Consider the following 18,446-nt stretch of genomic DNA (forward strand, 5'->3'; position numbering starts at 1 on the left):
CCGTGGGGGGCGACCGCCCGATGTGCGGTCGCCCCCCACGGCGCAGCCACCGGACGCCCCACCGAGCGCCGGGCCGGCGGACAATGCCGGCATGCCGACTGCCGATCCGCCCGCCCTCACCGAAGCCGACATCGCTCGGGTCGTCGATCGCTTCTACGACGCCGTGCAGGCGCATCCCACGCTCGGGTCGGTCTTCGTGCCCGCGGTTCACGACTGGCCGGAGCACAAGGCCACGCTCGTGCGCTTCTGGTCGTCGATCGCCCTGAAGACGGGGAGCTACCGCGGCCATCCGATGGCCTTGCATCGTCCGCATCCGATCGACGCCGGCCACTTCGCGGACTGGCTGGCGCTGTGGACCGCCACCGTGCAGGCCGAGCTGCCGCCCGTGCACGCGGCGCAGTTCGTCGAGCATGCGCAGCGGATCGCCCGCAGCCTGATGTACGGCCTGGGCATTGATGCGCCCAAGCGCCCGCTCGGCCTGCCGATCGTGGGCGCGCCGGCGGCCGGCGCACGCGACGCAAACTGACGCACGGCGCGGCGCGTCGATCCGCTGCCGCCCCCCGCTTCGCCCCCGGCGGCCTGCATCACGCCGCGGCGCGGCCATCGGCCTCTGCTAGATTCGCGCCGATCCGGGGAGACACCGCGCATGGCGCACGACCAGTTCGAACTGCTGCGGCAGCGCCGCTTCCTGCCGTATTTCGTCGTCCAGCTGCTCGGCGCGTTCAACGACAACGTCTTCCGGCAGGCGATCATCGGCCTGCTCGGCTACATGGCCATCGACGATTCGCAGAAGGCCACGTACACCCAGCTCGCACCGGCCATCTTCATCCTGCCCTACTTCCTCTTCTCGGCCACGGCCGGGCAGATCGCCGAGAAGCTCGAGAAGTCGCGGCTGATCCGCATCACCACGGCGATGGAGATCGCGATCATGTCGCTCGCAGCCGCGGGCTTCGTGCTGCAGTCGATGCCGGTGCTGCTCGCCGCGCTGTTCCTCACCGGCGTGCAATCGACGCTGTTCGGGCCCGTGAAGTACTCCATCCTGCCTTCGGTACTGCGGCCCGAGGAGCTCACCGGCGGCAACGGGCTGGTCGAGATGGGCACGTCGCTCGCGATCCTCGTCGGCATGATCGGCGGCGGCCTGATCTTCGCGATGGCCGACGCGAACGGGCCGTGGATCGCCGGCGCCGCGGTGGTGGCGCTCGCGATCGCCGGCAACCTCGCGAGCCGCGCGATCCCCGCCGTCGGCGCGGGCGCGCCGGACCTTCGCATCCAGTGGAATCCGATCCCGGAATCGGTGCGCGTCTGGAAGCTCACCCGGCACCAGCTGGCCGTGCGCAACAGCGTGCTCGGCGTCTCGTGGTTCTGGTTCGTCGGCACGATCCTGACCTCGAACCTGCCGGTCTACGCGGAGAAGGTGCTCGGCGGCACGCCGACGCTCTACATCTTCGCGCTCGCGCTGTTCTCGGTCGGCGTCGGCATCGGCTCGCTGGCCTGCGAGAAGCTCTCGGGGCGCGTGGTGGAGATCGGCCTCGTGCCGCTTGGCGCCCTCGGCATGAGCCTGTTCCTGGTCGACCTCTATTTCGCGCAACCCATCGCCGCGACGGTCTCCCGGCTGGGCGTCGCGGGCTTCCTCGCGCAGCCGGGCAGCGTGCGCACCTGCATCGACCTGCTCGGCATCGGCCTGTCCGCGGGCGTCTTCGTGGTGCCGCTGTTCGCGCTGATCCAGTCGCGCACGCCGAGGGACGAGCTCGCGCGCGTCATCGCGGGCATGAACATCCAGAACGCGTTCCTGATCGTGGTCGCGACGGGCCTGAGCCTCGGCGCGCAGCAACTGCTCGGCTGGACCCTCCCGCAGTTGTTCCTGGCGCTCGCGGTGGTCAATGCGCTGGTGTCGCTGTGGATCTTCAGCATCGTGCCCGAGTTCGCGATGCGCTTCGTCAGCTGGTTGCTGGTGAAGACGCTCTACCGGCTGCGCGTACATGGCGTGGAGCGCCACGTGCCCGACACGGGCGCGGCGCTGATCGTCTGCAACCACGTGAGCTACATGGACGCGCTGATCCTCGCCGGCAGCATCCCGCGGCCGGTGCGTTTCGTCATGTACTACCGCATCTTCAACATCCCGGTGATGCGCTGGATCTTCCGCATCGCGCGCGCGATCCCGATCGCCGGGGCAAGGGAGGACCCCGCGCTCATGCAGCGCGCCTTCGACGAGATCGACGCCGCGCTCGCGGCGGGCGAGGTCGTCGGCATCTTTCCCGAGGGCGCGCTCACCAGGGACGGCGAGATCGCGGCGTTCAAGTCGGGCGTCGAGAAGATCCTCGCGCGTCGTCCGGTGCCGGTGGTGCCGATGGCGCTGCGCGGCATGTGGGCGAGCATGTGGAGCCGGCGCGACACGCGCCTGGGCCGCATGCGCGTGCCGCGGCGCATGCGCGCCCGCGTCGAGGTGGTGGCCGATGCGCCGGTCGACGGCGCAGCGGCGAGCGCCGCATCGCTGGAGGCGACGGTGCGCGCCCTGCGCGGCGATGCCGCATGACCGCATGAGGCCATGCACCCGGACGCGACGGCTGGGATAGCATTCACGCGGGGCTGCACCTCCGCGGCCCGGCATCCGCACAACGAAGGATCTCCATGAGCACGCCGCCGCCCGTTCCGCCCAGCCCGCCCTACCAAGCGCCGAATGCCCCCGTGCAGCCGTCCGGCGCGGGGCCCGTCCCGAACCACATGGCGTGGGCGATCGTGATGACCGTCCTCTCGCTGTGCGTCTGCTGCATCGTCGGCACGATCCCGGGCATCGTCGCGATCGTCTTCGCCTCGAAGGTCAACAGCGCGCTCGACCGTGGCGACTTCGCCGCCGCGCGCGACGCCTCGAGCAATGCGAAGCTGTGGTGCTGGATCACCACTGGCCTCGTGATTGTTGGCGTCCTGATCAACATCGGCCTGATCGCCACGGGCGGCATGGCGAGCTACATGGAGCAGATGAACGCGCTCCAGAACCTGCAGCAGTGATCGCACGGCAGCCCACGCACTGGATGATCGCGGCCGCCCTCGCGGCGGCCGCGCTCGGCGTGGGCCTGCTCCTGCGGTTCGACCCGAACGCGGCGGACAGCCTGTTCCCGCGCTGCATCTTCCTGATGATGACCGGCCTGTACTGCCCCGGTTGCGGCCTCACCCGCATGCTGCATGCGCTCGTGCACGGTGATCCCGCGCAGGCGATCCGCATGAACGCGATGGTGATGGCGATGCTGCCGGCGCTCGCGCTGATGGCCGCGAGCGAACTGCGCGGCCGCAGTCTGCTACCCGCGGCCGTCGCGCGGCGGCTCTACGACGCGCGTCTCTGGCTCGGCGCGGTCATCGCCTTCGGCGTGCTGCGCAACCTGCCGTGGATGCCGTTCGCGGCGCTCGCACCGGGCTGAGCGGCGTGCACGGCCGGCTCGCGATGCATCGATGCGAGGGCCAATGATGAGCCTGCGCCTCGCCACGCGCGTGGACATCCCGACGCTCGAGCACCTCATCGAGGCCTCGGGCCGCGGCCTCAGCACCGGCTTCTACACGCCGGAGCAGACGGAGGCGATCACGCGACACGTTTTCGGCGTCGACAGCCGCCTGATCGACGACGGCACCTACTTCGTCATCGAGCACGAGGGGCGCATCGTCGCCTGCGGCGGCTGGAGCCGGCGTGTCACGCTGTTCGGCGCCGACCGCTACAAGGGCGACGTCGACCCGCTGCTCGATCCCGCGCGGGAGCCGGCACGCATCCGCGCGTTCTTCGTCGATCCCACGATGGCGCGCCGCGGCCTCGGCCGCCAGCTGCTCGACGCCTGCACGCAGGCGGCCACGGCCGCGGGCTTCCGCGCGCTCGAGCTCGCCGCCACTCTCCCGGGCGTGCCGCTCTACCGCAACGCCGGCTTCGATGCCATCGAGAACTTCGATCTCGAACTGCCGGGCGACGTCCGCGTGCCGCTGGTGCGCATGCGCCGCGAGATCTAGGCGCCGCGCCCCGCGATCCACGTGCGCACCAGCGCATGCGCGATCGAAATCCGTGCAGGCAGCAGGAATGGTCCGTCGCCCGGCGTGCCGCGCGCTTCCGCTGCGAGCGCCGCCTCGATTTCCGCCCGCGTGAACCACCGCGCGTCCTCGAGCTCCTCGCCCGCGCGTGCCGGGGCGCCGGGCTCCGCGTCCGCGACGAAGCCGAGCATCAGTGCCGACGGGAAGGGCCACGGCTGCGAGGCCACGTAGCGACAGGCGCGCACGCGCACGCCGGTTTCCTCCAGCACCTCGCGCGCGACCGTCTGCTCGAGCGATTCGCCCGGCTCCACGAAGCCAGCGATCACCGAGTACCGTCGTGCCGGCCAGCTGCGCTGGCGCCCGAGCAGCAGGCGGTCGCCGTCGCCGACCGCGACGATCACCGCGGGGTCGGTCCGCGGATAGTGCTCGAGGCCGCAGCCCGCGCACGGCGCGAGCCAGCCGCTGCGCGTCGGCGTCGTCCCGCCGCCGCAGGCGCCGCAGAAGCGCGTGCGCGAACGCCAGTGCAGCAGCGCACGCGCCGTGGCGAAGGCCATGATCGCCGCCGCCGGCCAGTGCGCCGCGGCGGTGCGCAGGTCGCACCAGCCCGCCTCGCCGTCGGCCGGCGTCGACGTGACGGCGAACCAGCCGCGACCTTCGTCGTCGAGCCCCAGGAACAATGCGCTTTCCGCAGCGGCGTCGACGTCCGCGCCGTCGCGTACGTGCGGCGCGCCGTCCTCCGCGCAGCGTGCGCGGCCTGCGTCGTCGAGCGTGATCACGCGGGCCGCGGGCCACAGCGCGTCGAGTGCATCGGCATCGCCGCGCAGGTGCTCGGCGCGATCCAGGGGGGCGCGATGCGGTAGGAGATCGGCGAACGCGAAGGGTGCCGCGTCGGCCGCGGGGCTCATGCCGAGAACGACGAACCGCAGCCGCAGGTCGTCTTCGCGTTCGGATTGCGGATCACGAACTGCGCGCCGTGGAGGCTCTCGGTGTAGTCGACCGTCGCGCCCATCAGGTACTGCAGGCTGAGCGGATCGACCAGCAGCACCACGCCGTCGGTCTCGATCGCGAGGTCGTCCTCGCCCTGCGCCTCGTCGAACTCGAAGCCGTACTGGAAGCCCGAGCAGCCGCCGCCCTGGATGTAGACGCGCAGCTTCAGCGCGTCGTTGCCCTCTTCGGCGATCAGCTCGCGGACCTTGCCGGCCGCCGCCGGAGTGAAGGTGAGCGGGCGTTCCAGCGACTGGTAGCCGGGGGCGGTGGGCAGGTCGATCGTTTCCATCCCGCCAGCATAGGGCCCTGCGCCGCACCTTCAAGCGCCACGGGCGCGATGCCACGTCCCGCCCCGCCGCACGTTCAGCGCCGGCCCGTCAGCGAGCGGCGGCCGGGGCGCTGGTGGCCTCGGCCCAGGTGACCGAATGCTCGACCGCCGCGCCGCGCTCGGGCTGCAGCCGCGCGATCACGCGCACCGGTGTGAAGCCGGCCGGGACGAAGACGTCGCCCTCGACTTCCTGGAAATAGCGGAACGAATACTCCACGCCCGCCGCACCGGGTTGCTGGCGCAGCGCCGCCCAGTCCAGCCGTTGCAGGCGACCGCCCTGGCTGCCCTCGACCGACAGCGTCAGCCGCCCGCTGTTGATGGCGCCGCGCACGAGGTTCTGGGTGAGCACCGCGGTGAAATGCCAGGCGCCCGGCTGCTGCGCGCGCATCCGCAGCGCATGCACGCTCAGGCCGCGCCGCTGGCTGGTGGCGCCCACCAGGCGCTCGTAGAAGTCCACGTCGGCGCGCAGGGCGGCCATCTCCTCCTCGCGCTCGGCGAGAAGCGCCTGCAGGCGGACGTTCGCCGCGCGGCTCACCTGGTCGGAGCGGGTCAGCGTCGCCACGCGCTGCTCGAGCACCTCGTTCGCCGCCGGATCGCACGGTGGCGCGTCGCCGACGCGCCCCACCTGCCACAGACCCCAGGCCCCGAACAGCAGCGCGGCGAGGAAGACCAGCAACGCGACGATCAGGCCGGCACTGGCGCGGGCGGCATGGGGATGCGAGCTGGAGTCCATGGGGCGACGGCGGCTTCGTGACGTGCGAGCCTACACCGACGGCGCGTGCACGCCACGGCGCGTTCCATGACCTGCGGAGGAAGCCGCCATGTCCGAAGCCCACCTGTTCGCGCTCGGCCTCGTGCTCGCCTGGCTCGCCGGGATCCGCGTCTATCTCACCGTCTTCGGCGTGGGCCTCGCCGGCGCGTTCGGCTGGCTCGACCTGCCCGATGCGCTGGAGGTCACGCGCTCGCCGTGGGTCCTCGGGGTCGCCGGCACGCTCGCGGTCGCCGAGTTCTTCGCCGACAAGATCCCGGGCGTGGATTCGGTCTGGGACCTGCTGCACACGCTGCTGCGCGTACCGGCCGGCGCCTTCCTCGCTGCCGCCGCGCTCTCGCCGGATGGGGACCTCGGCGTCGGCGCCCTCGCGACGGGCGCCGGCGTCGCGTTCGCGAGCCATGCGCTGAAGGCGGGCTCGCGCGCGCTGATCAATACCTCGCCGGAGCCGGTCACGAACTGGACGGCATCGGCGACGGAAGACGTCGCGGTGGTCGGCGGCCTCGCGCTCGCCTTCAGCCACCCGCTGATCGCGCTCGCGATCGTGGTGCTGCTGAGCCTCGCCGTCGCCCTGCCCGTCTGGTGGCTGTGGCGCCGGCTGCGGCGCGGGCTGCGCGGTCGCGCGCAGCCCGGCGGGACGTGATCAGTCCGCGGTGCTGCCCATCTTGGTCAGCAGGTAGTTCTGGTCGCCGACGCGGTCCATCAGGCCGAGCTGCGTCTCGATCCAGTCGATGTGCTCCTCCTCGGAATCGAGGATGTCGGCGAACAGCTGGCGGCTGACGAAGTCGCCCACCTGCTCGCAATGCACGATCGCCTCGCGCAGCACCGGCAGCGCCTCGTACTCGAGCGCGAGGTCGCAGCCGAGCAGCTCGCGCACGTTCTCACCAATGCGCAGCTTGCCCAGCGCCTGGAAGTTCGGCAGGCCGTCGAGGAAGAGGATGCGCTCGGACAGCTTGTCCGCATGCTTCATCTCGTCGATCGACTCGTGGTACTCGTGGTCGGCGAGTTCCTTGAAGCCCCAGTTCTTCAGCATCTTGGCGTGCAGGAAGTACTGGTTGATCGCGGTCAGCTCGTTGTAGAGCGCGCGATTAAGGAATTCGATGACTTTCGGATCGCCCTTCATGGCGCCGGCTCCATTACGACGATGAGAGCCGACACTCTAGCGATCCGCGGAATCCAATGACGTAACGCGAATCGAGTGCATCTCGCCACGCGCTCGCGCGTCATGCATCGATCACGCGGTCATCATGCGGCGACGGACAGCACCGGCAACGGCAAATCGCGCATCGCCTGCACTTCATCGAGCAGCGCGGTGGCCATCTCCACGCAGCTGCCGCAGGTCGCGCCGGCACCGGTGCGCATCGTGAGCTCCGACATCGTCCGGCAACCGGCTTCGGCAGCCTGGCGGATCTGGCGGTCGGTCACTCCGTTGCAGATGCAGACGTACATGGCGGTCGGGCTCGATTGGTACGCCGCCATTCCGCCATGAATGAGAATGATTGTCAATCAGCCAGGCGATTCGCCGAGCCGGGCGATTCCGCCGCCGGACAGCCGCGGGCGTGCGCGCGAGCGCTCGGGGCGGGCGCCGCGGACGTCGCGGGGATCCGCGGGCGGCGGTGCGACGCCGGTCCCGGCGATCCGCCGCGCGACCGGCGCCAGGTGCCGCAGCGCGCGCGAATAGACGCCGCGCTTGAACGTCACGACGTGCTCGAGCGGGTACCAGAAGTCGACCCAGCGCCAGTGGTCGAACTCGGGCTTCTCGGTCAGGTCGAGGCGCACCTCGGACTCTGCGCCGGTGAGCTGGAGCAGGAACCAGACCTGCTTCTGTCCGATGCAGACGAGGCGGTCGCGCCGACGGATCGCGCGTTGCGGCAGGCGGTAGCGCAGCCAGCCCGGCGTGGCCGCGAGGACGTCGACATGCTCGGGCAGGAGGCCGGTCTCCTCGCGGAGCTCGCGGTACATGGCCTCGAGCGGGGTCTCGTCGCTGTTCATCCCGCCCTGCGGGAACTGCCAGCCGTCGCGATGCACGCGGCGGGCCCAGAACACGCGGCCATCCGTGTTCATGAGGACGATGCCCACGTTGGGGCGATAGCCGTCCGGATCGATCACGATGCGGACCTCGAGGTCTTAGGCACTAGGCCACTGCGACCGACTCTGCCACGCGACCGGGTGGACAACAAGCGAACGTGCATCACCGCGTCGGATTGACAGGCGACGGTGAAGCCGGAAGAATTCGCGGTTCACCGCATGGCTATGTAGCTCAGCCGGTTAGAGCACAGCACTCATAATGCTGGGGTCGGTGGTTCGAGTCCACCCATAGCCACCAATGTACATGCGGACCGGCTTTAGAGCCCGCGTGAAAAAACCCCGCAAATCGCGGGGTTTTTTGCGTTTTGGAGCCCTCGATCCTGCCCATGCGTACGGGCGTGACCGACTTGGTTTCGAGGCCCATCCCGGAAGCCAAAACGGGACTTTACCCCCTCGTCTGGACGCCGGGAACGCCGGTGCTACTCGCGCGATGTACAGGCGTCGGGGACTTGGACGCGCGTGTTCGACGTATCCGAGGCGTCCAATCCAGCCGATCTGTCGTCCGGTTTCGGTGCAAACCCGAGCCGTGTTTCCGGTCGCCGTGCGACCGGTTGAGCAGGCAAGTAAAGCCAGCTCAGGCGCGGACCCTTGGGGCCGGTACGCGCCGGCCGCGCACTCGATGCTGTGTCGTAAAACCGAGCTCAGAGCCTGTCTGCAGGGACGAGTCCTAGCGCCCCGAGCCCACCCCGGAAGGAATTGCACCCAGTCCTATTTAGGACTATCTTCAAGCATGGGTGCCACGTGAGACAGAGCGATGACCGTGAACCCTGCCACCGTCCCCGCCAGTCGCGACCTCGACGGCCCTGCCCTGCGCGCATTCTTCGCCCTCTCGAAGCGTTGGAACCTGAGTACGGACGAGGAGCGCATCCTGCTCGGGAGCCCAAGCCGGTCCACCTTTTTTCGCTGGAAGAAGGACAAGGCGGGCGACCTGCCACGCGACGTGCTCGAGCGCATCAGCTACCTGCTGGGCATCCATAAGGCGCTTCGCCTGATATTCACCGATCCCGCGCAGGCCTACGGTTGGGTCCGGCGCCCGAACACGGCACCGCTGTTCGCGGGCGAGCCGGCACTCAGCCGCATGCTGCGCGGCCAGGTGGCTGACCTTTATGTCGTGCGCCAGTACCTCGACGCCCAACGGGGCTGGGGCTGATGCCGGAACGCTCACGGATCGAGTGGCGACCCAGCTACCGCATCGTCTCCAGCCGGTTCCCACCCGTCGGGATTTTCGACGACATCGCCGAGCCCGCGGACCTCGACGCCCTGTTCCTCATCGAAGGCGCGACCAATCCGCGCCTGCGCGAGGAGATGGGCCAACTCACGCTAGTGCCCCCGGCGCGACGTGTCTGCGGTCCCGGGACGACGCCGGTCATGGCGGCCTTTACCCATCTCAATTCCGAAGGCTCGCGATTCACCAACGGAACGTGGGGCGTTTATTACACCGCGCTGGCGCTGGAGACGGCGGTCGCCGAGACCGTGTTCCACACCGCACGCTTCTTGGCCAGGACGCAGGAAGCGCCCACGGTGCTGCAGATGTGCTGCTACCTGTCGGACATCGGCGCGGATCTGCACGACGTGCGGGGCGGCTACCCGGAGATCCACGATCCCGACAGCTATCTCGCCAGCCAGAGGCTCGCGCTGGAGCTGCGGGTCGCCGGCAGTGATGGCCTCGTCTACGACAGCGTCCGGCACCCCGGCGGGCAGTGCGCCGCACTCTTCCATCCCGACCTCGTGTCAGGCGTACGCCAAGGCCCGCACCTGAACTACCACTGGAATGGGCACGCAATCACCCATGCGCTGGTCGCCAGCACCGTGATCGAAATTGCCCGCTAAGCGGCACCGGGCCGCGGCTGCGGTCAGGGCGAGACGCGCACCCGCCAGGCTTGGTCGGCATCGGGCTCCCAGGTGATCTCGACCGGGAGGAACTTCTCGACGAGCGCGGCATTGCTCGTGAGATGGTCACTTGCGGTGGATGTGGTGAACTCGCCACCGCCTGCCAAGGCCATCGGCAGTAGCAGCTGGTCGGCGAGGTGCTCGCTGACGCAGGCCTGCGAGTCCAGGTAATGCCGCACTGCCGTCGCGACACGCTCGGCCACCTTCTCCGCCGGCACACCGCGTTCGCCGTAGCCGGTGAAGAGCTCGACGTGGCCTTCGTGCTCCACGCGAACGAGGACCGCGTTGCCAGGGCCGACCGCAGGTCGGACGCTGCGCAGTTCTGAATAGTCCTCGGGCAGGCCGAGGCGCTTGCCGAGCACGTTGAGCTCGCGACGCCCGATGCTCGCCGACAGCGCGGACATCAGTGCCGTGGCACGGATGCCGACGAGGCTTCCGCGCGAGGCGAACTCCGCGGGCGCGAGCTGCGAGCACGGCTCGACCGTCGCCGTCACGACGCCACCGCCGGCAGGGTAGAAGCCATGGCTCTCGAGTTCTATGCTCGCGCACACGCCCATGCGCCGCAGCGCCGGCAGGTACGTCTCCGCGATGAAGTCGGCATTGGGCGCGAGCGGATTGTGCGTGCCGCCTTCCAGTCGCAGTCGCGAGGTGCCGCCGGCCTGCCAGAACGCGGGCAGCAGTGTCTGCAGCACGAGCATCGTCGAGCCGGCGGTGCCGATGGTGAAACTGTAGTCGCCGGCCATCACCGGCCCCGGCACGAAGCGCAGCGTCGTGGAGCCGAGCGTCGCGCCATGCACTTCGCCGCCGCTGATGGCGCACGCGGCCTGCACGGCGGTGAGGTGTTGGCGCATCAGGCCCGGGCGCGAGCGACCGGCGCGGATGCCCTCCATGAGAAAGCCCGTGCCCGTGCACAGGCTCAGCGTCAGCGCCGAGCGCAGCAGCTGCCCGCCGCCGGCCCGGCCATCGAGTTCGAGAAGTTCCATGCGTTCCATCCTGCCCGGGTGGCGCCTGCCACCCGGGATCTCCGTTTCCATTGTCGGCGCGACGCCTCCGGGCGTCAGCCCTTGACGCAGACCACCTGGCGCAGCGTGTGGACGATCTCCACCAGATCCTTCTGCGCCTCCATCACCGCCACGATGTCCTTGTAGGCCCGCGGTGATTCGTCGACGACTTCCGCATCCTTGCGGCACTCCACGTGCGCAGTCGCCTTGGCGTGCTCCTCGACCGTGATCAGCTTGCGGGCCTGGGTCCGGCTCATGACCCGGCCGGCCCCGTGGCTGCAGCTGTGGAAGCTGTCGGCATTGCCGAGGCCGCGCACGATGAAGCTCTTGGCGCCCATGCTGCCCGGGATGATTCCCAGCTCGCCCTTCTTCGCGCTCACCGCGCCCTTGCGGGTCACGAAGATGTCCTGCCCGAAGTGGTGCTCGCGACTGACGTAGTTGTGGTGGCAGTTCACCGCCTCTGCCTGCGCCTCGAACGGCTTGTCGATCACCCGCCTGGCCGCATCCACTACGTGCTGCATCATGATCTCGCGGTTCATGCGGGCGTACCGCTGCGCCCATTCAACGGCGTGGACATAGTCGTCGTAGTGGTCAGTGCCCTCCGGCAGGTACGCCAGATCCTCGTCCGGCAGGTTGATCATGTGCCGGCGCATGTCCTGCTTGGCTAGCTCGATGAAGTGCGTGCCGATGGCATTGCCGACGCCGCGCGAGCCCGAGTGCAGCATGAACCACACGCGGTTCTCCTCGTCGAGGCAGACCTCCACGAAGTGATTGCCCGTGCCGAGCGTACCGAGGTGCTGGAGGTTGTTGGTGTTCTTCAGGCGCGGATGACGCTCCGTGATGCGCGCGAAATCCTCCGACAGCGTCGACCAGCCCTCCACCGAGCGCTGCGGCGGCGTGTCCCATGCCCCCTTGTCGCGCTTGCCACGACCGACCGTGCGGCCGTGCGGGACGGCACGCTCGATGGCACTGCGCAGGCCGGCGAGGTTGTCCGGCAGGTCGCCGGCGGTGAGGGTGGTACGCGCGGCGATCATGCCGCAGCCGATGTCGACGCCGACGGCGGCCGGGATGATGGCGCCGATCGTCGGCACCACCGAACCCACCGTCGCGCCCTTGCCCAGGTGCACGTCGGGCATCACCGCGATGTGCTGGTGGATGAAGGGCAGCCGGGCGATGTTCTGCAGCTGCTTGCGCGCTTCGTCCTCGAGCGGGACGCCGCGGGTCCACGTCTTGATCGGGACATGACCCTGCTCGTGGATGAGATCGTAGTTCGTGGCGGTGTTCATGATGCTTCCTAGCTTGGGGGGGCAGGCACTGCATGCCTGCTGAAAAAGGTGCGGTGACAAAGGTGGTGGAACGCTCTGCACGCAGGCCTTGAGCCTTTGGCAGTGGGAATCGAACCCAACCCAATAAAGGGGAACCGATGTAGTTCCACCGGCATTCACCGCGAAACAGGTGCGGCGCAAGCCGCGTATGGATGTCGTCCTTCAGCGACAAAACGGGGCGTGGAATCGATTGCTCTACCGACTGAGCTACCGCGTTACCGCGGGCGGGAATCGAACCCGCGACCCATGGAGTTCCACTGGCATTCGCATCCAGACAACGGTGCAACGGTGTCGCCGGCGTTTTCGACGAAGGTGACGGAACATCCTGCTCTACCCCTGAGCTACCGCCGCATGGCGGACGGGATTCGAACCCGCGACCTGGAGCTTAGAAGGCTGTAGTTCCATCGGCATTCGAAAACGCCGCCGACAACTTGGTGGATGCGGACGGCGAGTCATGGCCTGACTGCCCGAGTCGAACGGGCGAACCCATGTAGTCAGGCCGGCATCCGGCCGCATCCGAAAACGTTTGCTCCTCCCGCCCGGCCAGCCCCATTGCTGGCCGGGCATTCCTGAAATCTTGAGTTCCCGGCCCGGCCGGCCCCATTGCCGGCCGGGCACTCCTCCTACAGTTCGACCGACGCGATCCGCTCGACCCAGCGCGCCGGCGTGGCATCGCCCGCGATCTGGCCTGCGAGCAGTTCGAAGACCGCGTCGCTGAAGCCGCCGACGTGCAGCACGTCCTCGCGGTCCACCGTCTGGCTGGTGGCATAGGGCTGCAGGTCGATGCAGACCAGCCGAGCCTGCGGGCACCGCGCCTTGAGCCGGGCCCACTCGCGCATCGTCTGCGTCGCGCCGCCCCGGGTGTCGCGCCAGCTCTCGTTGTCCGACACCAGCACCACGAGGTCGACCTTCGCCTTGTCGCGGTTGAGCCGTGCGATCGGCGCGCTGACCGAGGTGCCGCCTCCACACAACGCGGCCAGCTGGCGGGCCTGGGTCATCACGCTGTCGCGCGGGTTGAGCCGGACGTCACGGACCTCCGTGTCGAACGGCAGCACCCGGGCCTGCGGGTTGGTGCGCAGCAGCGTCGCGGCCACGAGCGCCGCCACGTCCACGCACCGCGCCGCGGTCGTCGAGCCCCGACGGAAGCCGGTGACCGGCGACGACATCGAACCCGACGTGTCGACTGCGATGGCGACGTTCCCGGCGATCGCCGGCACCCGACGGGTCGCGGTCTCCATCGCGTCCTGCAGGGCCTCGGTGATCGCGGCCGGCATCGACGTGGATGCGGCCTGGAACGCCATCAGCAGCTGGTACGGGAAGACCCGTGCGCGGCCGATCGCCTCCGGATCGCGCAGTCGCGCCGCGACCTCGGCGACCACCTCGGCTTCATCGAAGACGCCGTTGCGGGCGAACGTGTTCAGGCCCATCCGCAGCGTCTGCCACGAGGCGTTGCGGGCCAGCGCCGTCCAGTGCTCGCGCGCCAGCGGGAGCGACGTGTAGTACTGGAACGGCAGGTCCGGCAGCTCGCCCGACGGATCACGCTTGAACGCCTCGTACGCACGCAGCTTCTGCGGTAGCGCTTCCTCCCGATACGGCCGGCCGACGATCCACGCGTACAGCGCCTCACGCTCGGCATCGGCCGGCTTCGGGTGGACCATGCGGATCACGTCCGCGAGCGAAGGCTGCTGGCCGATCGCCGCGTTGATGAGCGCATCGGTCGACGCGTTCGCGATCCACTGCTGTACCAGGCGCTTTGGCCGCGAACCCAGCGACTTCCGACCGACACGACCGCTGCGCAGGATCTGCACGACGCTGCGGAGCATGCGGCCGTTGGTCACCACGCGCGGGAAGGCCGCGGCGAACAGGTCCGGGTCGCGGGTGCTCAATGTGGCGAGCAGCAGCGCCGGCATATCCTTCATGTGTGCGGTCTGGCGGGCATACACCGCGGTCCGTGCGACGAAGTCGGGCGAGACCTGCGCGGCCAGCATCAGCACGGTGGCGAGCTGTGCCTCGTCGGTCGCGTAGAACGTGCCGTTGAGGCAGCCCGTCGCTGCATAGAGCGCGAGCGCGCCTTCCGGGGTGCGCTGGTAAGCAGCGGCGCCCTCCTCGTTGAGGGCGTTCGCCACCGGGGCGAGCGCGCCGCGGATGGACTCGAAGAGGGACAGGTTGGCCATGGTGGGCTCCTCGGCAGGAACAGCCTGCGTCGTGCCCCCACTACAGCAACCGGCGTGCCAACTTTCGACCGGAAGCACCTTTCCGTTCCAGATCAATGCGTTAGCGCGCGTCTTGAACCTTGGCCACCGCGGCCCGGCTTCAGAATGCGTATACTGGGTTATCTACTTTTATCCATTCGGATATGGCAAAGCGCCAAGTCATCATCGGAATGCTCGGCACCCAGCTCGACGCAGGCACCGGCCCGGGTCGCTGGGAGAAGTGGCGGCCGACCGTCGCGCTCGCCATGTACGAGGACTTCCTTGTCGACCGGTTCGAGCTGATCTGCGACGAGCGCCGATACGCCGCGCTCTCCGAGTGCGTGACACAGGACATCGTGCAGGCCTCTCCCGAGACCACCGTGCGCCGCCACGACATGCACCTGGCCGACCCGTGGGACTTCGAAACCGTCTACGCCACGCTCCACGACTTCGTGCGCGGCTATGACTTTCATCCCGAGGACGAGGACTACTACGTCCACATCACCACCGGCAGCCACGTCGCACAGATTTGCTGGTTCCTGCTGGCCGAGAGCCGGCATTTCCCCGGGCGCCTGCTGCAGACCTCGCCGCCGCGCAAGCAGGGCGGTGGCGATGCGGGCACCTACAGCATCATCGACCTCGATCTCTCGCGTTACGACGCGATCGCCCAGCGCTTCGCGCAACAGAGCCTGGAGGACCGCGCGCTGCTCAAGAGCGGCATCGCCACGCGCAATCCGGCCTTCAACCGGATGATCGAGCAGATCGAGACGGTGGCCACGCGCTCGAAGGCGCCGATGCTGCTGATGGGCCCGACCGGCGCAGGCAAGAGCCAGCTTGCCAAGCGCGTGTTCGAGCTCAAGAAGCTCAAGCACCAGCTCCCCGGGCGGTTTGTCGAAGTCAACTGCGCGACGCTGCGCGGCGACGGCGCGATGAGCACGCTTTTCGGACACGTCAAGGGCGCCTATACCGGCGCGACGAGTGATCGCGCGGGCCTTCTGCGCTCGGCTCACCAGGGGCTCCTGTTCCTTGACGAGATCGGCGAACTCGGCCTCGACGAACAGGCGATGCTGCTGCGCGCCCTGGAGGAGAAGCGTTTCTTCCCCGCCGGCGGCGACAAGGAGGTCGAGAGCGACTTCCAGCTCATCGCCGGCACCAACCGCGACCTGCAGGACGCCGTCGACCAGGGGCGCTTCCGCGAAGACCTGCTCGCGCGCCTGAACCTGTGGACTTACCACCTGCCCGGCCTCGCGCAGCGCATGGAGGACATCGAGCCGAACCTCGACTTCGAACTCGAGCGCTGGTCGGCCGAGCAGCGCCATCGCGTCGCGTTCAACAAGGAGGCGCGCCAGCGCTATCTCGCGTTCGCGACGAGCGCCGATGCACGCTGGACCGGAAACTTCCGCGACCTCGGCGCCTCGGTGATGCGCATGGCGACGCTCGCGATGGCGGGACGCATCCAGATCGACGTCGTCGACGAGGAGATCCAGCGCCTGCGCCGGCAATGGCGTGTCGCGCAGGGCGCGTCGGTCCTCGATGGCCTAGTCGACAACCCGGGTGCGCTTGACGCCTTCGACCGCGCACAGCTCGAAGCCGTGGTCACCGTCTGCCGACGCGCGAAGAACCTGTCCGCCGCCGGCCGCGAACTGTTCGCCGCATCACGCGCGCAGCGCTCCAGCACGAACGATGCCGACCGGCTCCGCAAATACCTCGCGCGGTTCGGCATCGACTGGGCGTCGATCCGCGCGGTGGACCCAGGGTCGTAATCGGAAGAGCACGTCGCGTCACGCGAGATGGGGTACGACATCCGGGCGCGACGTCGCATGCATCCGATAAGCTTCGACCGATCGCGTCATTGGGGGTGACGATGCTGGCCCGTCTGAAAGCCATGTGGAGCGCGCCGGAGCGTCCACGCAGTGCGCCCGTGCGCGTGGCGCGCGAACCCGTCGAGCTGGAGTGGATGGCTGACGCGGACTGGCCGATCCCCGACTGGCAGGCCATCGCCGACGCGCAACGGCCCGACTGGGACGACGATCGTCGTGACGCCTATTGGACCGAAGGCGCCTATCGGTGGCTCGAGCGGATGGGCCAAAGATGGGAGCCGCACTTGCCCGTCCACGAGTCCGACCACTTCCTGTTGCTCTCCAGCGCCTCGCCGCGCGAGTGCGAGGTCACCCTCGCGTTCTGCGAACGCTCGCGCCGTCGCATCCTGCAGTTCCTGCCCGGCATCGCCTCCCCGCAACGCATGGGCAAGCACGTCCTGATCACCTTCGCGGATCAGGACGACTACTACGGTTACGTATCGAACTACTACCCGCCGGGCGAATTTGCCATGTCCAGCGGCATGTTCATCGACTCCGGCTACGGCCACTTCCTGGCGGCGGAAGGTGAGCGCTACGAAGTGATCGAGCCCGTCATCTCCCACGAACTCGCGCATTGTCTCGTGTGCCACCTGCCCCTGCCCGCGTGGCTGAACGAGGGCATCGCCGTCAACACCGAACACCATTTCTTCCCGGCGCTCGCCGACCCGCGTGCCCAGCAGTACTTTCCGCAAGAGATGGTCGCCAAGCACGCGGCCTTCTGGAACGAGCAGACCATCCAGGAGTTTTGGTCGGGAAAGTCGTTCGTCCGGCCCGACGAGGGCTGCATGCTCTCGTACGACCTGGCGACCAAGATCACGCGCCTCGCCGCGGGCGATTTCAACGCCTTCCGACAGTTCGTCAATCGCGCCGACGGTGCGGACGCAGGCGTCGCCGCCGAGGACGCGCTCGGGTTCCCGGTGCGGAACCTGATCGAAGCCGTGCTCGGCGACGGGCCTTGGGATCCGTGCCCGGAGTTGTGGCGCGAAGGCATCGAGCGCGGGCAGTTCAGCTGATTCGATCGCCCCCCATGCCGTCGTCGACCGCGCCTCGCTGAATCCGTCGGGCATGCGAGGCGGCATATACGCCTCGATCACAGCCACGTTTTCTAACGTGGCTCATGGCCGACGGCGACACCACGGATTTCTTTGACTGCCGTGCTGCAGCCGATCTGCTGACCCGCGACCTGCGCCACGTCGCCCGCACCCTCGGCCTGGACGCGACGCTCCTGGGCCGCGTGCTCTCGATCAGCGAAGCACAGTCGCGCTGCCTGCTCGCGGGCCATGCGCGGATCAGCCCATCTTCTCCAGAAGGCGTCCGCGCAATGCGTCTGACGCGCCTCAATCGCGCATTGGGTGACGCATTCGGCAGCATCGACGCCGTCGCGCGTTTTCTGCACCGGCCGGATCCGGGCGACGGTCTGGTTCCAATGGATCTGATCGTAGAGCCGAACGGAATCGAGCGGGTGTTTGCGCGGTTGGATCAGGTTGGGATGGATGAGTGGCGGCCGAGAAGTGAAACGCTTCAAGCGCTGTGAATTACCCGGCGGCTCCATGTGCGGCGGCTTTGCTGATCCAACCTTCCGGCTATCGCGTCACGGAGCTCAGCGTGACTTAGTTGCTACGGGTGCGAGCACAGCACGTGCCATGCTGGGGTCATCCGTCATCGCAGCCTCCAATTCCACATTCTGTCCGCCTTCGGCAGGATTACCCCGTTGCTGCAAGTGCCTGAATATAAGGGTACTTTTCAACGCGCTTGCGGAAACGGGCCACGTTTGTCCGCCGGCAACCGATTAGTGCGGATTGCACGCAAGCTCAGGAGCAGTCCTCGAACTGCACCACCCGCCCGAAACCGGGCCCTGATGTCCGACCTTGGGGGAATTACCGTGCTCACTCGCTACCTCGGGCAGCGCCCACACTAGAGGCGCCTCGGTAGGAATTCCGTCCAAAAACGGGGCATTCAGGAAGCTCGAACCGCCCCTCCCACAAGCCTTTCCCGTGAGCGC

20 protein-coding genes and 1 tRNA gene are annotated in these 18,446 nt (G+C 68.6%); 12 read left to right on the forward strand and 9 right to left on the reverse strand.

Annotation, left to right across the window (positions count from 1 at the left end):
* Positions 1-91: 91 nt before the first annotated feature.
* The 5 genes from ACYVJJ_RS03975 to ACYVJJ_RS03995 all read left to right on the forward strand — a co-directional run bounded on the left by ACYVJJ_RS03975 (position 92) and on the right by ACYVJJ_RS03995 (position 3,987).
* The gene (locus tag ACYVJJ_RS03975; protein WP_460831298.1) at positions 92-526 is read left to right on the forward strand and encodes a group III truncated hemoglobin; all 435 of its coding nucleotides are present in this window, start codon (positions 92-94) and stop codon (positions 524-526) included.
* A gap of 120 nt (positions 527-646) precedes the next feature.
* Positions 647-2,533, forward strand: a complete 1,887-nt coding sequence (locus ACYVJJ_RS03980; RefSeq protein WP_460831300.1) for an MFS transporter — start codon at positions 647-649, stop codon at positions 2,531-2,533.
* Between the two features lie 95 nt (positions 2,534-2,628).
* Positions 2,629-3,006 (forward strand): CD225/dispanin family protein, encoded by a 378-nt coding sequence (locus tag ACYVJJ_RS03985; protein ID WP_460831302.1) that lies wholly within the window; start codon positions 2,629-2,631, stop codon positions 3,004-3,006.
* Positions 3,003-3,413: a DUF2752 domain-containing protein gene (locus tag ACYVJJ_RS03990; RefSeq protein WP_460831303.1), complete on the forward strand. Its 411-nt coding sequence runs from the start codon at positions 3,003-3,005 to the stop codon at positions 3,411-3,413. Before ACYVJJ_RS03985 ends, ACYVJJ_RS03990 begins: the two co-directional genes overlap by 4 nt.
* Before the next feature lie 46 nt (positions 3,414-3,459).
* The gene (locus ACYVJJ_RS03995; RefSeq protein WP_460831304.1) at positions 3,460-3,987 is read left to right on the forward strand and encodes a GNAT family N-acetyltransferase; all 528 of its coding nucleotides are present in this window, start codon (positions 3,460-3,462) and stop codon (positions 3,985-3,987) included.
* Here the strand turns inward: ACYVJJ_RS03995 and nudC are convergent.
* From nudC to ACYVJJ_RS04010, 3 genes are all read right to left on the reverse strand, one after another.
* The gene (gene nudC, locus ACYVJJ_RS04000) at positions 3,984-4,910 is read right to left on the reverse strand and encodes an NAD(+) diphosphatase (RefSeq protein WP_460831306.1); all 927 of its coding nucleotides are present in this window, start codon (positions 4,908-4,910) and stop codon (positions 3,984-3,986) included. The two genes, ACYVJJ_RS03995 and nudC, sit on opposite strands and share 4 nt — an antisense overlap.
* The gene (erpA, locus tag ACYVJJ_RS04005; protein WP_460831308.1) at positions 4,907-5,281 is read right to left on the reverse strand and encodes an iron-sulfur cluster insertion protein ErpA; all 375 of its coding nucleotides are present in this window, start codon (positions 5,279-5,281) and stop codon (positions 4,907-4,909) included. The genes nudC and erpA overlap by 4 nt, the downstream gene beginning before the upstream one ends.
* Positions 5,282-5,369: 88 nt before the next feature.
* A complete protein-coding gene (locus ACYVJJ_RS04010) occupies positions 5,370-6,053 on the reverse strand; it encodes a DUF6776 family protein (protein WP_460831310.1) in 684 nt (227 codons plus the stop codon).
* 88 nt (positions 6,054-6,141) lie between these two features.
* Between ACYVJJ_RS04010 and ACYVJJ_RS04015 the strand changes: the two genes are divergently transcribed.
* Positions 6,142-6,732 carry a DUF4126 domain-containing protein gene (locus ACYVJJ_RS04015; protein ID WP_460831312.1) on the forward strand — a complete coding sequence of 197 codons (591 nt, stop codon included), beginning with the start codon at positions 6,142-6,144 and terminating at the stop codon, positions 6,730-6,732.
* On the opposite strand, the gene bfr is transcribed toward ACYVJJ_RS04015, so the two are convergent.
* The 3 genes from bfr to ACYVJJ_RS04030 form a co-directional block, all read right to left on the reverse strand.
* Positions 6,733-7,212, reverse strand: coding sequence for a bacterioferritin (gene bfr / locus ACYVJJ_RS04020; RefSeq protein ID WP_460831314.1), 480 nt, complete (start codon positions 7,210-7,212; stop codon positions 6,733-6,735). It lies immediately after the preceding gene.
* 122 nt (positions 7,213-7,334) lie between these two features.
* Positions 7,335-7,538: a (2Fe-2S)-binding protein gene (locus ACYVJJ_RS04025; protein ID WP_460831316.1), complete on the reverse strand. Its 204-nt coding sequence runs from the start codon at positions 7,536-7,538 to the stop codon at positions 7,335-7,337.
* A gap of 57 nt (positions 7,539-7,595) precedes the next feature.
* Complete coding sequence (locus tag ACYVJJ_RS04030; protein ID WP_460831318.1) at positions 7,596-8,198, reverse strand: RNA pyrophosphohydrolase; 603 nt, start codon at positions 8,196-8,198, stop codon at positions 7,596-7,598.
* 140 nt (positions 8,199-8,338) lie between these two features.
* Here ACYVJJ_RS04030 and ACYVJJ_RS04035 point away from each other — a divergent pair.
* The 3 genes from ACYVJJ_RS04035 (at position 8,339) to ACYVJJ_RS04045 (ending at position 10,007) form a co-directional block, all read left to right on the forward strand.
* Positions 8,339-8,415 (forward strand) — tRNA-Met (locus tag ACYVJJ_RS04035).
* 516 nt (positions 8,416-8,931) lie between these two features.
* The gene (locus tag ACYVJJ_RS04040) at positions 8,932-9,327 is read left to right on the forward strand and encodes an MbcA/ParS/Xre antitoxin family protein (RefSeq protein ID WP_460831320.1); all 396 of its coding nucleotides are present in this window, start codon (positions 8,932-8,934) and stop codon (positions 9,325-9,327) included.
* On the forward strand, positions 9,327-10,007 hold the full coding sequence (locus ACYVJJ_RS04045) for an RES family NAD+ phosphorylase (protein WP_460831322.1): 681 nt from the start codon (positions 9,327-9,329) through the stop codon (positions 10,005-10,007). The genes ACYVJJ_RS04040 and ACYVJJ_RS04045 overlap by 1 nt, the downstream gene beginning before the upstream one ends.
* A 23-nt stretch (positions 10,008-10,030) precedes the next feature.
* Here the strand turns inward: ACYVJJ_RS04045 and rtcA are convergent, their stop codons facing one another.
* The 3 genes from rtcA to ACYVJJ_RS04060 form a co-directional block, all read right to left on the reverse strand.
* Complete coding sequence (gene rtcA / locus ACYVJJ_RS04050) at positions 10,031-11,050, reverse strand: RNA 3'-terminal phosphate cyclase (protein WP_460831324.1); 1,020 nt, start codon at positions 11,048-11,050, stop codon at positions 10,031-10,033.
* 74 nt (positions 11,051-11,124) lie between these two features.
* The gene (locus ACYVJJ_RS04055; RefSeq protein ID WP_460831326.1) at positions 11,125-12,354 is read right to left on the reverse strand and encodes an RtcB family protein; all 1,230 of its coding nucleotides are present in this window, start codon (positions 12,352-12,354) and stop codon (positions 11,125-11,127) included.
* 662 nt (positions 12,355-13,016) lie between these two features.
* Positions 13,017-14,567, reverse strand: coding sequence for an RNA-binding protein (locus ACYVJJ_RS04060; protein ID WP_460831327.1), 1,551 nt, complete (start codon positions 14,565-14,567; stop codon positions 13,017-13,019).
* Positions 14,568-14,749: 182 nt separating this feature from the next.
* Between ACYVJJ_RS04060 and rtcR the strand changes: the two genes are divergently transcribed.
* The 3 genes from rtcR to ACYVJJ_RS04075 all read left to right on the forward strand — a co-directional run bounded on the left by rtcR (position 14,750) and on the right by ACYVJJ_RS04075 (position 17,978).
* Positions 14,750-16,348, forward strand: a complete 1,599-nt coding sequence (gene rtcR, locus ACYVJJ_RS04065) for an RNA repair transcriptional activator RtcR (protein ID WP_460831329.1) — start codon at positions 14,750-14,752, stop codon at positions 16,346-16,348.
* Positions 16,349-16,449: 101 nt separating this feature from the next.
* On the forward strand, positions 16,450-17,457 hold the full coding sequence (locus tag ACYVJJ_RS04070; protein ID WP_460831330.1) for a hypothetical protein: 1,008 nt from the start codon (positions 16,450-16,452) through the stop codon (positions 17,455-17,457).
* A gap of 104 nt (positions 17,458-17,561) precedes the next feature.
* Positions 17,562-17,978 (forward strand): hypothetical protein, encoded by a 417-nt coding sequence (locus ACYVJJ_RS04075; protein ID WP_460831332.1) that lies wholly within the window; start codon positions 17,562-17,564, stop codon positions 17,976-17,978.
* Positions 17,979-18,446 lie beyond the last annotated feature (468 nt).

Source organism: Lysobacter humi (ex Lee et al. 2017) (assembly GCF_054781815.1).